8 protein-coding genes are annotated in these 16,422 nt (G+C 54.3%); 1 reads left to right on the top strand and 7 read right to left on the bottom strand.

Translation table 11 applies throughout. From position 1 onward, the window contains the following. The first annotated feature begins 148 nt into the window (after positions 1 to 148). Complete coding sequence (locus tag K0J45_RS13015; protein WP_220045303.1) at positions 149 to 1,828, top strand: pseudouridine synthase; 1,680 nt, start codon at positions 149 to 151, stop codon at positions 1,826 to 1,828. Between the two features lie 29 nt (positions 1,829 to 1,857). Here K0J45_RS13015 and K0J45_RS13010 read toward each other — a convergent pair whose 3' ends face one another. From K0J45_RS13010 to K0J45_RS12980, 7 genes are all read right to left on the bottom strand, one after another. Beyond that, positions 1,858 to 3,021, bottom strand: a complete 1,164-nt coding sequence (locus K0J45_RS13010) for a sugar diacid recognition domain-containing protein (protein WP_220042868.1) — start codon at positions 3,019 to 3,021, stop codon at positions 1,858 to 1,860. A 156-nt stretch (positions 3,022 to 3,177) separates the two neighbouring features. Beyond that, a complete protein-coding gene (locus K0J45_RS13005; RefSeq protein WP_220042867.1) occupies positions 3,178 to 5,277 on the bottom strand; it encodes an MtrB/PioB family decaheme-associated outer membrane protein in 2,100 nt (699 codons plus the stop codon). Positions 5,278 to 5,289: 12 nt separating this feature from the next. Continuing rightward, the gene (locus K0J45_RS13000; RefSeq protein ID WP_220042866.1) at positions 5,290 to 6,279 is read right to left on the bottom strand and encodes a DmsE family decaheme c-type cytochrome; all 990 of its coding nucleotides are present in this window, start codon (positions 6,277 to 6,279) and stop codon (positions 5,290 to 5,292) included. A gap of 81 nt (positions 6,280 to 6,360) precedes the next feature. Then, positions 6,361 to 8,331 carry an OmcA/MtrC family decaheme c-type cytochrome gene (locus tag K0J45_RS12995; protein ID WP_220042865.1) on the bottom strand — a complete coding sequence of 657 codons (1,971 nt, stop codon included), beginning with the start codon at positions 8,329 to 8,331 and terminating at the stop codon, positions 6,361 to 6,363. A 372-nt stretch (positions 8,332 to 8,703) separates the two neighbouring features. Continuing rightward, positions 8,704 to 10,917 (bottom strand): OmcA/MtrC family decaheme c-type cytochrome, encoded by a 2,214-nt coding sequence (locus K0J45_RS12990; protein ID WP_220042864.1) that lies wholly within the window; start codon positions 10,915 to 10,917, stop codon positions 8,704 to 8,706. Between the two features lie 486 nt (positions 10,918 to 11,403). Further along, entirely contained in the window at positions 11,404 to 13,719 is a 2,316-nt protein-coding gene (locus tag K0J45_RS12985; protein WP_220042863.1) for a multiheme c-type cytochrome, read from the bottom strand. A gap of 539 nt (positions 13,720 to 14,258) precedes the next feature. Next, complete coding sequence (locus tag K0J45_RS12980) at positions 14,259 to 16,406, bottom strand: OmcA/MtrC family decaheme c-type cytochrome (RefSeq protein ID WP_220045302.1); 2,148 nt, start codon at positions 16,404 to 16,406, stop codon at positions 14,259 to 14,261. Between the last annotated feature and the right edge of the window lie 16 nt (positions 16,407 to 16,422).

Genomic DNA, 16,422 nt, shown 5'->3' with positions numbered 1-16,422 from the left:
ATAGGCTAGTATCGTGTCCTCAAGGCGCAAATTATTACGTCAGTCCCATGACTTCACCGGCGTGAGCGCGTAAAATCCCCGTTTTCAGTAAGGGCCCTAATGCCAAATGGGCCCTCTAATCGCCTATTTACTCAAGATGTCAGACGCCATGTACTGTGCCCAGCAATGTTTTACCCCCTTTAGCACCTCAATCGAGGGCATAGCGCTGCCTGAGCGGTTTACCTTTCCCTTCTATTATGAGCCCCACAGGCTGTGTGAGCTGGCAGCCAGCGAGCTGCAAGCACACCTAAAGCTGCAACAGAGTTGGCAACATAACTTTGGCCTGACGGGGCAGCGCGAAGGCGCCATAGGTAAGATGTTTGGCGTGCTGGTGGTGCAAAAGGCTGATGGCGAGCTTGGCTATCTCAAGGCGTTTTCCGGCAAATTAGCCGAGCAGAATCTACTGCAGGGCTTCGTGCCGCCGGTGTTCGACATGCTGACCCAGGACAGCTTCTTTCACGGCGAGCAGCTGGCCATCAATCAGTTAACTGCTGAGCTTGAATCGCTGCAGCAGGCGCCAGAACTTGCATCGCTTAGTGATGAGCTAAACACATTAAACGCTGGTAAAGCCGCAGCGGTGGCCGAGCTGCGGGCAGAGATCATCGAAAATCGTAAGGCGCGGAAGGCCAGACGTGTGGCCGGTGAGCAGCTAGATGCCCAGGCATTCGAGGCGTTGCAGCAACAACTTGGCCGCGAGAGCGTGGCCGAGAAGCACAGCCTCAGACAGTTAAATGAGCAGTGGGATAGCCAGATCGCCGAGCGCGAGCATCGCCTTAGCGCGCTTCAAGATGAGATTGAAGCGCTTAAACAGCAGCGGGCCGCTCAGTCCAACGCGCTGCAGCGCAAGCTGTTTGCCCAGTATTGCTTCTTGAATCAGGCGGGGGAGGTCAAAGATCTCAACACCCTATTTAGCCTGTCGCCAAAAGGATTACCTCCTGCAGGCGCAGGAGAATGCGCCGCGCCTAAGCTGTTGCAGTTTGCCTTCGCCAACGGCCTCAAGCCCATCGCCATGGCGGAGTTCTGGTGGGGGGCATCACCCAAGTCGGAGGTGAAGCAGCACAAGCAGTTCTATGGCGCCTGTCACGGCAAGTGTGAACCGATTCTGGCCCATATGTTGAGTGGCATAGCGCTGGATGACAACCCGCTGCTGAACAATCCCGCCGAGGGCAAAGATCTCTCCATTATCTATCAGGATGAGGCGATCGCCGTGGTCAACAAGCCGGCGGAGTTTCTCTCTGTGCCGGGCAAGCACGTAACCGACAGCGTCTATAGCCGTATGCGTCAGGCCTTTCCCAAGGCGACCGGGCCGTTGATCGTTCACCGTCTGGATATGTCCACCTCAGGCCTGATGGTGATCGCCCTGAGCAGCGAGGCTAATACTGCACTGGTGCAGCAGTTTATCGGCCGCACAGTGGAGAAGCGTTATCTTGCCAGGGTAGCGGGTGAGGTGCAGGGGGAAGAGGGCGAGATCAGGCTGCCGCTGCGGGTAGATCTCGACGACAGGCCGCGTCAGCTGGTGTGTTTCGAGCACGGTAAACACGCCCATACCTATTGGCAGGTAAAATCCAGAGCCGAGGGGACGACCTTGCTGTCACTGTTTCCTAAGACGGGACGTACCCATCAGCTCAGGGTGCACTGTGCCCATCAGGATGGCTTGGGCATGCCCATCATAGGCGATGATCTCTACGGGGCTAAGGCTAACCGGCTGCATCTGCACGCCCAGTATCTGGCCTTTAACCACCCCATCAGCGGTGAGCGAATCAGCTTTAGCTGTGATCCCGATTTCTAGGCCTGACTAGCTTAGGCCATGGTCATCATTTAGCCTTGGTCCTGGCCGCGGCTTAGCAGCACCTGGCCCAGGTAGAGCTGTAGCAGGCCGTCGAGTTTTTGAATATCCACCTTAGTGATCTGGGCTATCTTATCCAGGCGATACCTCAGGGTGTTGCGGTGGATAAACAGCGCCTTGGCGCAGGCCTGCTGGTCGCCGAAATGCCCCAGATAGCTGGCCAGTGTCTTGCGCAGCAGGGCGTTTTTGTCCCTGTCGATGAGGCGCTGAAACGGCCTCAGCAGCTGCTCGCCGCGCCAGTCATGTTTAAGCCCCGAGAGCATCACCAAGAGGGCATGATCTTCATACAGATACTTGCTCTGCTCTGGGTGCAGCTGCTGGCCAAAATTGAGGGTTTCCAGCGCCGTCTGATAGGAGCGGTTGATATCCATGGTGGCGGGAAAGTAGTGGCCCAGGGAAATCTTCAATCTGGCGTTTAGCTCGCTGGGCAGACGCTTGAGCAGACGGTCGATACGCAGGCTCTCGGCCTCGGCGCTCCAGGCCTTGCCGTCTAAGAAGGCAGGTTTGAGGATCACCAGCTCAGTCATAGAGGTCATGGCGATCAGGTTGCCGCGTGACGGCGTCTCTAACAGATGCAGTACCGTCTTGAGCTGGGAGTTGGCCAGCTCGTCGCCGGCGTCGTCGCTGATACGCAGCACGGCCGCGACCCTTGGCATCTCGAGATCGATATCCAGACGCTGGGCCCAGATCTTCAGGTGGCTGAGGTCCCGCCCCTCGGGCTTTATCAGCTGCAGGATAAACTCCTCCTGCTGGCGGGCGCGCCACTGGGCCACATTCAGTGAGTTGGCCTGCTCGACGATCATCTCGGCGGTCATCTTCAATAGCTCACCGAAGGCTTTGAGGTGTTCGGGTTCTCCCGTGATGCCGATGACGCCTATGATCTCCCCCTGATAGTGCAGCGGCAGATTGATGCCGGGCTTGACCCCCTGCAAGCTGGCGGCGCTGGCGCTGTTAAGCTCCACGGTGCGGTTCTGACTGATGGCCAGTAGGGCCCCCTCATGGGTGGAGCCAATGCGATGGGGCTCGCCCGAGCCGAGGATCACCCCCTGGCTGTTCATCACATTGATGTTGTGTCCTATGATCGCCATGGTGCGATCGACTATCTGCTGGGCGAGTTGATTATCGAGAAAGTACAAGGCGCTGCGTCATCTTGGAGGTGGTGTGTTGAGCTTACGGCAAAAGCCTGACGGGAAAAAGCCTGGGAGGCTGTTTTTGCGAGATGGTCATTAAGGATGGAGCATAAAAAACCCGCGACGGGCGCGGGTTTTTAGCTAGCTATAAATGAACGGTAATTACAGCTTGTAGCTCATGCTCAGCATGATCAGGTGGGCATTGTAGTCATGGCTGTTGTAACCAAAGCCGACCACGTTCCAGATCCCGTCTGGCGCTATGCTGTTACCTGGGTCATTGTCCTTGTACTTCTCCATCTTGTAGTCAAGACGCAGCGCCATATTGTCTGTGGCCTGGTATTGACCGTAGACATTGACGTTATGGACCTTGGCATAGTAATCACCATAGTCGCCGCTGAGACCCTGTTTCACCTGGGTGTTGCTGCTCGAATCTGAGTAGGTGTAGTCCACGCCCAGGCGCAGTTTCTTCTCTAACAGATTGTTGTAGCTGAACCCGGCGCCGATCACATCGACCTGATCTTCCACCAGACCAAACCAGTTAGGCGTGCTGTAGTTGCTGCTGCCTGCCTGCTCTGAGTCTATGTTTTGACGATTGTAGAAGGCGTTGACCATCATGTCGTCGTTGATCAGGTAGCTGGCATTGATGTCGTAGCTGACATCTTTCGACTCGGTCAGACCTATCTGGGTCTCGTTGTAGTTGTCAAGGGCATAACGGCCACCGAAGTCTATGGTCAGGGCATCGATTGGCGTGTGGCTGATACGGGCTTCAACCATGGTGCGCTGACGATCCGCCAGATTGTACTTGCGCAGCAGGCTGTTAGACTCGCTCGAAGTCCACTCAGAGGCCTGATATTCAGAGCCATCACGCTCGCCATAGCTGCCCTTGATCCACATATCCCAGTTGTCGAACGCGCTGAGGTGGAACTTGGTCCATAGCGTGTTCTCATCTGTGGTTTCGCGGTCTTGGTAGCTACGCTCGTCGCGGCGGAAGTCGTAACCCGCTTCCAGCTTCATGCCACGGCTCAGACGGAAATCGGCGCCCAACTTAGCCCTTTGTGTCGTGAAGTCATAAGGGGTGTTGTAGGCCACCTTGCCTGTGGTGGAGTTGATGCTGATCTGGGTCCACTCTTCCACATTGGTCTTGTTATCGCGGTCGCTATAGTCATAGCTGGCATTAACGCGAACCGTGCGGTTGATGCGGGACACCACCTTGAGGTTAGCACCCTTCATGTCGACCTTGGCATCCAGCGCGTCCACAGGTGTCTGGTAACCATAACCTGAGGTAACCAGCGCCTGATCCTGGCTCATCTGACCATAATGCACGCGGCCGCTCATGATGGTGCTACCCGCCGTGTATTGGCCCATTAGCGAGACTGTGTGCGCCTCGTTGTCTGGGTCTAAGGCCATAGTGCCTTGAGTCTGGGCGCCGAAGGTCGGATTAAAGGCGTTGTCGAAGGTGAGCTGGCTGTATTGGTTCTTAAAGCTCGAGCCTGAGTAGGCCAGGGCGGTAAACCAGTTGTCGCCTTTAAGCTTGATACCCGCCTCAACTGAGTCTGTGGTGTAGTCCACAGGCTCTGCCAGCATCATAGATTGATTGAAGAAGCTGCCCGATGCCTGTTTAAGGCCGGTCTTGTCTTCACGCTGGTAGTTGACGTAGGTGCTCCACAGCTCTTCACCCTGATACTCGAAGCCGATGCCGGCGCGCTTGCGCTTGAGCGACAGCTCCAGTGGATTTAGGCTGCTGTATAGCTCGCTCATATCCTGGCTCGAACCCGCCGTCTGCCAGTTGTCTGGCAGGGTCAGGTAGTCGCCGCCCACGCCTTGATAAGGGCTCATTGCCTTATCGGTCTTGTAGGTGGCGATTTGACGGTAGTTGAGGCTCAGCTTGTGCTGCCCCACCTTGCCTGACTCGAGATCCAGGCGGCCATTTTCCATGCCGAGATTTTGCGCCTCTATGCTGGCACGGTAGCCAGACTCGCTGATGTAGCTCACATCGGCGTCGACCTTGCCGACAAATTCATTTTCGGCGGCAAAGGCGTTGGCCGAGCGGATGTCGTCGCTGTCGTTGTAACCGACGCCGGCACCGATAGTGCCAGTGACGCCTGTCTCAATCTTACAGCGCTTACAGTCCCAGTTATCGAACTTTACCTTTTCTGTGTTGGCGTTTTGAATGCCATAGCCGTCGGCCAGCGCCATGCCGGGAATGACGATACCGGCATTAGCGATAAGGGCGAGGGTGACTACATTGAGTTTGAATTTCATCTTCTCGTCTCCTTAGCGCTGGAACAGTTTGCCAGATGGATGGTTAGAACCATGGATCTGGTTGTGACAGTTCAGACAGCTGCGACCACCGGTAAAGGCATTGCCACCCACGGTAGAACCTTGGTCAGTGTTGCCCATGTAAGCATTGCTGGCATGGCCATCGCTAGCGTGGCACTGCTGACAAAGTTGCGGGGCGCGGGTCTTCAACATGCCCTCATTAACACTGCCGTGCGGGTTGTGACAGGTAACGCAGTTTTCAGTTACGGGCGCATGTTCCCATAGCTTTGGGCCGCGTTTTTCTGTGTGGCACGAATAGCAGGTTTCGTTAACGCTGGGCTTGACCAGGTCCGAGTCCGACAGGGTACCGTGTGGATTGTGACAATCGCTACAGACCATCTGTGCCCACTTCATTGGGTGAGAAGAGCGCTTGTTCATGTCGGCTTTTTGCTTGGTGTGGCAGCTGGTACAGACTTCCATCTCTGTGTTCTTAGAGAGAACAGGATCTTTATCTGTGTGCACCGAGTGACAAGAGGCACAGGCCACATCGGCATTGTCATGGTGACCGCCGTTCCAGGCCATACGCTTGTCATCTTTGTGACAGCTCATACAGACGCTGTTTTGCTTCTCGGCAGACAGGGTAGAGTCTGGACCGAAGGCGATCATCGGCTCGTTACCGCCGCGGTTATGCTTACCCATGGGGCCGTGGCAGGCTTCACATTGCAGGCCAGCCATCGGGCTCTTGCTCGAGTCGGCAGCGCCGTGTACGCCCTTGAACAGGTCCATGACCTTTTCAGACTTGCCGTGACACATGAGACAAGAGTCGGCGCCCTTAGGCGAGTATTGGCCCTCGGCGAACTTCTTGTCCAGGGTGACTTCCACCTCGTCCGGGGTCATCTTGGCATCCCATTTAGACGCCACCGCGCCCTGGCTTATGCCGAGCGACAGCAGTGCAGCTGTCATCACCGCCGGAAACAGGCTTTTGAATTGATTTGTGATTTTCATAATAGGCATCCTAATTTGCACAAATGAGTCGTGAAAAGTGGGGGAGGAGACTCCCCCGGTTTTCAATTTGAGATGCGCAAATTACATCTTCACCGCAGTGTGATCTTCGATAACAGGTGCGTGGCAGAAGAAACAAGTTTCTAGCTGCGCCGCATCGTTAGCGACATCTTTAGCACCATTGATGATGGCACCTTGGCTTTCGGCGTGGGCCTTGACGCTATCGCTGGTGTGACAAGAAGTACAAGTCGCGGCGATAGGTGTGCTGTATTGGCCAGCAGCAGTTGCCAGGGCACCTTTAGCCTTGAAGGCGTCCAGATTGAAGTCGTTGTGACACTGGGCACAATCTTTGATGATGCCTTGCTCGCCGTGTACCACGTGCAGCTTCATCTCCAGGGCACCCTTGTTCGCGCCGCCAGCGTATGTGCCGTCAGGTGTGTGACAGGCCACACAGGCATCGACACCTATGATAGGCATGTCGTTGGCGTCTTTCGCGTGAGAGAGCTGCTCAGACAGGACGAAACCTGCATGGTGGCTACCCTTGTGCACTTCAAACTCTGTGGTGTGACAAGAGGCACAGGCGGTGAAGTTCACTGAATCGACGTGACGCATGCTTGGCGCCTTGTCTGCTAATGCGGCGAAGGCAAGGTCGGCTTTCATGCCGGTGTACTTGTCGGTGTCGCTACCGTCGAAGGCAGGATCGTCACAGGTCACGAACTCACCCTTGTCTGAGCACATTGCCCAGCCAACGAAGGTAAAGGCGGTCTCGCTGTCGATACCGTTGGCACCTAGCTTAAGATCTTTGCTAGTGGTGTAAACCAGCTTGCCATCTTCGATCATCGCAGCCGCATCAACCACGCCATTCTTCACGGCGTTGATAGAGTCTTTACCGCCATAACCTAGGGTCACATTGTTAGGACCTACGTTAGTCACGATCTCGAAGCGTTGTACCATAGGCAGAATGGTGTTGATATCAACGGCGGCGCCGCTGGCATCGACCACTTGAACACTGATGGTGGCAGCAGTGCCTTCGGTGTTGATGGTTGACTCAACATTCAGGCCGTATTGGTCGATAAGGGCTTTCTTGTCGTTGCCAGCTTGGGTGTGCAGCTCGGCAGTCCAGCTCGCGTTATGACAGGCAACACAGTTGCTGTTGTCATTTTGCTGAGAGTGGCCTTTACCCGCCTCGAAGTCGATGTTGACGTGACAGCTGGTACAGGTTTCCATGGTTGGAATACGTGACCAGTTGCCCCACTCGGTGAGCTCGTCAGACTTAACGTGACAGGCTTGGCAGTTGTCCTGGACAATGTGGTGCGCAGTCTCGGCGCTCTTGTCCATGTTACGGCCATACATCTTAGCGTCGTTGTGGACGTTGTGGATCAGATGGTTAAAGGCAACTTGTGGCTTACCTTTCTCATCGGCCATCTCTTGGGTGTGACAAGAGACACAGGTCTCTACGCTGGTGTAGCTGTGGTAGATCTTCTGTCCTTCGGCGTGACAGCTGTTACAGCTGGCGGTTGAGACCACATTCTTGGTGTAGAGTGGCTCATAACCTTCGCCAGAGAAGTCTTCGGCGATCTCGGTTTGTGGCACCAGGGTGACACCGTCGAGCAGTGTCGAGGCCTTGGCGACGATATTGTATCTTTGGGTCAGCTCTGGGTTGTAGCCTTCCACGTCGATGGTGAAGGTGTAGTTACCATTCTTGTGGTCGGTGAAGGCTTTTTGTGAGCCGATATATTGCCATTCGGCGGCATTACCTGCACCGGTCGCGTCTTGTGGCAGTAGCTGAACCACTTTTTTCACTTCAAGATCTTTCAGACCGATAACAGGAAGATCTTCCTGGTTGGTCGCAAAGACTGTGATTGTGGGTGTGCCGTTGTCGTATTCAACCTTGGTGACATCAAGGTGAAGTACTTCAATGGCATCGGCTGCTGGGCCACCTGGGTTGCCCGGATTACCATCACTACCGTCGCTGCCACCACAACCAGTGAGAGCCATGGAGACGGCACCTGCTGCGAGTAGCAGCTTAAATTTATTATTTTGTACGTTCATCATTTTTTCCCTGCATAGGTTTGGCATCGTCTTAAGTGCATGGCCATTGATTGCGCCGATTCTCAGTTATAAGTTGTGCGACCTAAGTCAATGCTGGAAATAGAAATCCCCAAGGAAATGCTAACGTAACAAGCGGCTAAAATCTGCCTGACTGAGTCTAATGTGTGACCGAGATCTTTCTATTTCTAAAGGGGTAGCTCGGCGGGCGAAGAATGGGGCGGCTTGGCGGAAAAAATGTTGCAAAATGAAACAGTTTTGCGATTTTTGTTCTTATTTTAGCGTTCACTGTTCTACAGTAAAAACAAAGGGAGGCGAGTGCCTCCCTTCGAGGTAGATGTCGACCCACTAACCTTGAGAGTTAGTGAGTCAATCCTCTTAGTAACCGTGCAGTTCCATCACCTTTTCTGGTGTGTGACAGGTCTTACAGGTTTCTGCTGCGCGAGTACGTACGTCATCGGCACTAACACCGTCTATGATACCGCCGTTGGTCTCGATGTGAGACTTGGCTGCATCGCTCAGGTGAGCCTGGTGACAGCTCATACAAGCACCTGCATCGGAAGACACCCAAATACCTGATTTATCTTTAGTCTCAAGGTTAGGGTAATTCCAAACACGCTCAGGCGATCTGCCTAAGGTAATGCCATTGTCGATTTTATTTCTGTCGTCTTGTGCAGTATGGCATGTTAAACAATCTGTCTTCATTACCGTTCCAGATTTTAGCCCACTACCCCATTTGGCGTTCATGTCGTGTCCTGCTGCGTGGTGCGCTTTGTACGCATAGCTTGTAGGACTGTCATAGATACCTGAATTACGAACCGATTCTTTTATCGGCTTGTCAGAGGTGTGGCACGTTTGACAGTTGTAACCATTGTTGTAGTGATGGTTTTCCTGGTTGTGACAGCCCTGACACTTGCTTGGGTCTATGATGTCACGACGCTCGGCTGTTGTTGCGCTGTCATCGATGGCACCATCTTTCCAGACGAAGTGCATCGCTTCTTGTTTAGCTTCTACCTTACGTGCGCCTTCGGTTGCACAGGCGGTAGGCTTAATCTCGGCAACGCCATAGCCGCCGTTGTTGAAGCAGACTTTCAGCGCTGACCAGAGCTCGAAGGTCTTGCCGTTGGCATCGGCGGGTAGGTCGAAATCACTACCGGTTAGGGTGTAAGTCTTAGTCTCGGCGTTGTATACCCCGTCTTCAAGCGCTATACGACGATTGCCATAAGAGGCATCGCTATAGGCAGGGAAGTCTTTGTCTATATCCCAGGCCACAACCACACGTGATTTCGGATCTAATAGCTCGCCATCCAGGGCGGCGCCATCGGCACCCAGTACCTGTACGTCGAAGACAAACTTACCATTAGCATCAACACCTATGTTGCTGAACTTAACGCTCATCGCCTCGGCATCTTGGTAGGCTTTCAGTACGTCGCCATGACGCTTGAAGGCGCTACCTGTGCCGCCATATGGTTCGGTGCTGTTGTGACAGGCCATACAGTCTGTGCTGCTGTGGTGAGAAGATGGCTTCTCGCTGTGACAGGCGATACAGGCAGTGTTGCTCAGGTCTGCCTTGTAAAGGTCGGCATTTGCCGGTGCATTGCTGCCCTCGACGTGACAGGCGCTACAATCGGCCGCTGGTTTTTGTGGGAACATCACCTTGCCGTAGTCATGCACGCCGCCGCCATAGCCAATCACCTTGTAAGGTGCTGGAACTTGGTTGCCGTCGGCATCATAGGTGTGACGCTCTTCACCACGGTGAATGGCGTGGATCATGTAAGTGAAGTCGACGCTGTTGCCGGTTTCTGGATCGCCAGAGGTGGCGGTGTGGCAAGAGGCGCAGTTTTCGATGTTAATACGACGGCCACCATGCAGTGCCAGACTCTCTGGCTGGTGACAGGTGTAACAGGTCTCGATAGCAACCACGTCGCGGGTTTGAATGCCTTCAGTCGCGCCACTAGAAGGTTGGAAATCATAGTTGGCGTTAGCCGTAACGCTAGGTTGTTCCAGCTCGAGCGTAATACGCTGAGTCGCATCGGCGTCATAGGTCACAGTGACAGGTGAGGTGACGTTGGCGATGTTGGTCTGGAAGGTATAGGTGTAGCTACCGTCTTCGTTGTCGACCAGGCAGTCGTCGCACTTGGCGGCTTGCTCTACGTTGGCTTGGAACTGGTTAGACGGATTGATGTCGGTATCGCCCTCTGGTACCCAGTCTGGGTTAGGCGCTTTCTCGCTATTGATGTAGGCCTGCCATTGGAAGCCGCGATCGGCGGTTTCGCCATCGGCTTTGGTTTCAACCACATGGGTCAGCTGCGCGACACCAAATCTCAGGTCGTGGTCTTTGGTGAGCCCAAGTACGGCAACGCCGTTTGCATCTTGAAGCTTGAAGTCGACCGTGACTTTACCCGCGTCGATTGTCGCATTGGTAAAGGTTGCCTGAAGGGTAGGTGTAGTGTCGATATTGACACCAATGACGCCGTCCTTACCATCTTCGCCATCTTTACCGTCGCTGCCGCAACCGGATAAGGCGAGAGAGAGAAGTCCGGCACCTAATACAGCTTTTGTCGCTGCATTAACATTGAACTTTTTCATCATGATTATTCCCTGCAATAGTTTTAATCATCACTAATTGATTGTTCTTCAATAAAAACAAGCACTGAAATTGAGAACAGTATTTGTTTTGTCTACTGAAAACACCCGCTTAGTGTGTGGAATTAATTTCCACCTCTAAGGCTATCGAAACGGCAACTTTTTAGCAGGTGTTTCAGTCTGCTTATGTGATTGAGATCTGACTATTTCTTTAGAGGTAGGTAAAAAAATGCATTTTTGGTGAAATTTTCATTTTCACTTAAGAAAGTCAGCCAGTTAAATCACATCCTGTTAATTTGCTGTAGCCGAAAATGTGGCGCCTTTGGGGGTATGTAGAGCCTGTGTTTCTTTGAGTTTGCTCCATGCGCACCCGTGGTCTTGCGGCAGATGGGAGAGAAAGTGGAACAGAAAGCGGCGATAAAAAAGAGTGCCAGGCATGGCCTGACACTCTTAGCTTATTTTAAATGGGTCTTTAAAACAGTGGCGTCTGTTTTAGTTTTGCTTGTGCAGCTCGGCGACCTTCTCTGCGCTGTGGCAGGTGAGGCATGATTCGCTGTTTAGCATGGCCGCTTCATAGCTGCCATCAACGACGCCGCCCATGCTCTCGATGTGAGACTTGGCCGCATCTTTACCACCGCCGATCTCATAGCTTGATGAGACGTGGCAAGAGGCGCACACACCGGCCTGTGGGCTAGAGAAGGTCGATGGGATATCATTATTGTAATTTCCCTTGTTCCAGCGCATCGGTGTTGAGCGTGCATTCTCTAGACCGAAGTTGAGATCGCTGTGACAGGCTGAGCAGTTGGCACTGCTGACCAGTTGATGCACATCAGCGCGGCCATGGGCTCTACCGAAGGTGCCGTGAACGCGCACCACCAGGCTGTTGTAGTCACCGGCTTCGTGACACTGGGCACAGGTGTGTACGTCGGCGTTGCGGTAGTGATAATCACCTTTTGTTGGATCTTGTTTATTTTTCCTAACCACCATGTCGTTGTTGTGACAGCTTGCGCAGTTGTCATAGTCCACGGCGCTGGCGCGCACTGCACCAGGCGTTCCGTCAAGCTTAACGAACTCTGTCTTAGCCGCGTTGGGGCTTAACACGCTGGCGCAGTTGCGTTCGCCGTCAAGTTCAACCAAGGTTGAAGACTTGTTCTTAAAGCAGGTGCTAAAGCTTGAGGTGATCGCCAGATCTGCCCCATTGGCAATAACCTCGGCCAGTGAAGGTAGGCCATAGTTAGGCTTAGACGCATCGACGGTCACCGTATAGCTACCATCAGGATTCGCGGTTGCACTATCACTGGTGCGCGCCGCCAGGTAGGCGTCAGGTTTAACCGCATCGACGGCGTTAACGTACACGGTAACGCGCGGTACATGTAGGCTGGTAACCGCCTCTTCACCCTTGTTGAGGTTAAGGGTAAAGCTTAAGGTCGCGCTGGTTTCATCCCAGGCGATCTGGCTGTAGCTGGCACCGACTAAGATACCGGCCTGTGATGCGGCCTGGCTGCTTTCTTGTTCATGACCGGCAAAGTGACGGAAGGCGCCGCCGCGGGTATTGCCATCTTGGCTGCTGTGACAGGTGACACAACCTACCATGGTTGCGCCATCTTCACCCGGCGCCACCAGGCTGCTGCCCTTGTGGTATTCGCCATGACAGCTTTGACAGCTGGTCACATCCTTATCGCCAAACCAGGCCAGGGCGTGAGCGGTCAGGCCTTCGGGCAGCGTCTCTTCTGTGGTGGTGTAGCTTACGTGACAGCTTTGACAGTTAGCCGTCGAGGCCGGGAAGTTAAGCTCGGCCTTAGGATTGCCTTCGCTATCGAGCGCCGCTCCATCAAATTTGTAAGCAAACGCTGGGTTTTTGCTTGCGTTGGCAATGACAGTGTTGAATTTTTCCAATCCGCGGCGATCACCCTCTATGATGCCAGTGTGCACGGCGTGAACCAGTCCCTTGATGGAGCCATCAAAGTTAAATTCGACCGTGTTGCCTTCGCCATCGGTACCTGAGCCACTGTATTGGGTATAGTCTGTGTGGCAGAAACCACAGCCGTCGGCGGTATTACCATAGTTGCCGTGGCGGATATGATCCTGACCTACGTGACAGCTGGTACAGGTATCCATCTCCAGCACTTTCTTAGGCGAAGAGACCGACTGCTCGGTCAAAGGATCCCAGTAGTAGGCTTCGACATTCTTTAGCTTATTCTGACCCACACCATAGGTGATCAGGTAGATACCATTGATGCGGTTGGCATCATAGTCGTAGTCCAGGCCATTGGTGTCTATGATCTCTGGCGCCGTAACCCGATAACGGCCTTCGCCTAGGTAGCTCAGGCAGCTAAGTCCTTCAGGGCAGTCACGAGTTGGACGCCAGTTGTTGGTGCCCGTCATAGGTACGCCGTTCTTGCTGGCGTTGCGGTAAGAGAGCCAGATCTCCTCGTCGCCATCGGCGCGGCCGGTGACCTGGGTGCCATCTTCCAGGCTGTAGGGTGTGAAGGCCTCGCTGCGGGTGCCCATGCGACCGAAGGCGATGCGTAGTGGGTCGGTGAGCGCCTCTAATCCTGTGACGGCGACGCCATTAGGATTGGTCAGGCTAAATTCGAAGCTTAGGGTCTTGGCCGCCGCGTCATAGCTGGCGCTTTCTATCTTGGTTTGGACCGCAGTCGCGCTGTTGATATCGACCGCGATTTCACCAGGCTTGCCATCTTCACCATCTTTTCCATCGCTGCCGCCACAGCCGACCAGCGCCAGAGATAAGGCTCCGACACCGAATGCTGCTTTGACTGCGGTACTGATTGAATACCGTTTCATCATTTTTCCCCTGCATGAGAATGAGAGTGATCTCAATTTTTTCTTTTTTGGTATGAACAAGGTGGCCAGAGTTATTGCTATTGCCTCAACAACTTGGCGGCACCTTAGGGGCCATATTACTTAAAAGGGGGTAGGTGCAGCGGCCCACTTGGCGCAAACGTGAAGCGGATCCATTAAGCTTGGTGGAAATTGATAAACTTGTTAAATTTATTATTTTACAGTTACTTATAAATATCGAGTGAGGGCATTTTCTCTTGAGCTGCCTAAAAATAAGCCTTTTCTTAAATAAAGCTTAAGCGGCAGTGGATTTTTTCACCGCAGTTTTGATCTAACGCAAGCATAGGCGCTGGGAAACCGATCCATTTTGCCGGTGAAACTTTCGGGTTTGTGGGCTTGATGTTAGTAGTTTGTGAATTGTGCGGCTGGATGGCGTGGCGTTTGGCGTCATGCATTGATGGCATGCATAGGTGTAGGGCGATAAAAAAGGAGGCCGCAGCCTCCTTTTATCCAGTGTTTCGCTCACCATCTTTTATAGTGCGATGCTACTCCTGGTGAATGCCTAACAGCTGAGTCGGCGTATGGCAGGTGGCGCAGGTCTCTGCCGCCCGAGCGCGCACATCGTCTGCGTCCATACCGTCTAAGATACCGCCGTTGGCCTGTATATGGGCCGCACCAGAATCCTTAAGGTATTTCTGGTGGCAGCTCAGGCAGGCGCCGGCATCGGATGAGACCCAGATATCGACGCCTGTGGTGGTATCGCCATAGCGCCAGACGCGATCGCTTGCGCGGCCAAGTGTGATGCCATCATCGGTATGACAGGTGAGGCAGTCTGTCTTGAGCACTGTGCCCGACTGCACGCCGGCATACTTGAGGTAGTGACCCTCTGCCTCGTGGGCCTTAAAGGCGAAGCTGGTGGGGCGACGTCCGCCCGGATAGCTGTCATCGCCGCTGGTAGTCTTGTCTGAGGTATGACAGGTCTGACAGTTATAACCATTGTTGTAATGGTGATTCTCCTGATTGTGACAGGTCTGACACTTGCTGGTATCGACGATGGCGCGGCGCATGGCCACCTGGCCATCTTCGGCAACGCCTGTGCCGGACCAGACGAAGCGATAGGGCGCCTCTTTAACGGCTACCCAGCGGGTATCATCGCTACAGGCGGTCATCACCACATCGGCAACGCCATAGCCGCCGTGGTTGAAGCAGACCTCAATGGCAGACCAGAGCTCGAAGGTCTTTCCCGCTGCATCCATTGGCATGTCGAAGCTGCTGGCCACTATGGTGAAGGTCTTGCTGGCATCGTCATAGGTGCCTTGGGACAGTCTGAAGCGACGATTGCTGTAGGAGGCATCCGTGTAGGCCGGGTAGTCCTTGTCCACATCCCAGGCGACCACGACGCGGGTGCCAAGCTCGATAAATTCGCTGGCTACCGGATTACCGGCAGAGTCGGTTACCTGGAGATCAAATTTCAGCTTGCCGTCGCCATCCAGGCCTATGTTGCTGAAACTGACGCCCATGGCCTGGGCCAGCGAGTAGGCCTTTAGCACGTCGCCATGGCGCTTCTCGGCGTTGCCTGTGCCCGGATAGGTATCCGTGGCGTTGTGGCAGGCGACGCAGTTGGTGCTTGAGTGATTCTGCGAGGGTTTCTCGGTGTGACAGCTGATACAGGCGATGCTGGAGTTATCTGCCTTAAACAGGGCTGCGTCGCTTGGGGCGCCGTCCCCCTCTTTGTGACAGGCCGCGCAGTTGGCTGCTGGCTTCTGCGGGAACATCACCTTGCCATAGTCGTGCAGACTGCCGCCAAAGCCCACTATCTTATAGGGGGCGGGTACAATCCCTTCTGGCGTGCTGGTGACCCTGTCGTGACCCTTGTGGATGGCATGGATCAGGTAGGTAAATTCGATGCTGTTGCCGCTCTCGGGATCGCCTGAGGTCGCGGTATGACAGCTGGCGCAATTCTCGAGGCTGATGCGGCGGCCACCGTGCAGTGCTAGGCTCTCCTCCTGGTGACAATTAAGACAGGTCTCCTTACTCACTACATTACGGGTTTGAATGCCGTCGGTCGACCCCGAAGAGGGCTGCCAGTCATGGTGGGCGTTGGCGGTCGCCTGGGGTAGCTTCAGCTCCAGGGTGACCCTGTGGGTGTTATCGCCATTGTATGTGATGGCCAAAGGCTCGGTGACATTGGCGATGTTTTGCTGAAATTTATAGGTGTAGCTGCCATCGAGGTTATCTGTCAGGCAGTCTTCGCAGGCACTGGCCGCCTCGACATTGGCCTGATATTGAGGCGAGGGGTTAAGGCCTGAGGTGTCATCTGGCAATGACCCCGGTTGTCTTAGGCTGTTGATGTAGGCCTGCCACTGGTAGCCGCGATCGAAGCTTTGGCCATCAATCGTCTCTGTTACCTGGGCCAGCTGGGCGATGCCGAATCTGAGATCATAGTCTTTGGTCAGGCCGAGTACGGCCACGCCGTTGGCATTCTCAAGCTTAAAGGTCACGCTGACCTGGCCATCTTCTACCGATGCCTGGGTAAACTGGGCCATCACGCTTGGGGTGTCTGTGATGCTGACGCCTATGACACCGTCGGGGCCGTCTTTACCATCCTTGCCGTCGCTACCACAGCCCAGTAGCAGCGCGCTGCAACTCAGGGCGATGAGGCTCCATTGATTCACCTTCTTCTTCATATCCATCATAGTGCCTTCCATT

Origin of the sequence: Shewanella alkalitolerans (genome assembly GCF_019457575.1) — a bacterium.
Lineage (GTDB): Bacteria > Pseudomonadota > Gammaproteobacteria > Enterobacterales > Shewanellaceae > Shewanella > Shewanella loihica.
Note: the sequence above shows the minus strand (reverse complement) of the source record. Positions and strands in the feature narration are given on the sequence as shown.

Bases quoted from the DNA above. Each gene is read 5' to 3' on its own strand.
- K0J45_RS12990 (WP_220042864.1), bottom strand. From the start codon at position 10,917: ATGATGAAAAAGTTCAATGTTAATGCAGCGACAAAAGCTGTATTAGGT.
- K0J45_RS13015 (WP_220045303.1), top strand. From the start codon at position 149: ATGTACTGTGCCCAGCAATGTTTTACCCCCTTTAGCACCTCAATCGAG.
- K0J45_RS12995 (WP_220042865.1), bottom strand. From the start codon at position 8,331: ATGATGAACGTACAAAATAATAAATTTAAGCTGCTACTCGCAGCAGGT.
- K0J45_RS12985 (WP_220042863.1), bottom strand. From the start codon at position 13,719: ATGATGAAACGGTATTCAATCAGTACCGCAGTCAAAGCAGCATTCGGT.
- K0J45_RS13000 (WP_220042866.1), bottom strand. From the start codon at position 6,279: ATGAAAATCACAAATCAATTCAAAAGCCTGTTTCCGGCGGTGATGACA.
- K0J45_RS12980 (WP_220045302.1), bottom strand. From the start codon at position 16,406: ATGGATATGAAGAAGAAGGTGAATCAATGGAGCCTCATCGCCCTGAGT.
- K0J45_RS13005 (WP_220042867.1), bottom strand. From the start codon at position 5,277: ATGAAATTCAAACTCAATGTAGTCACCCTCGCCCTTATCGCTAATGCC.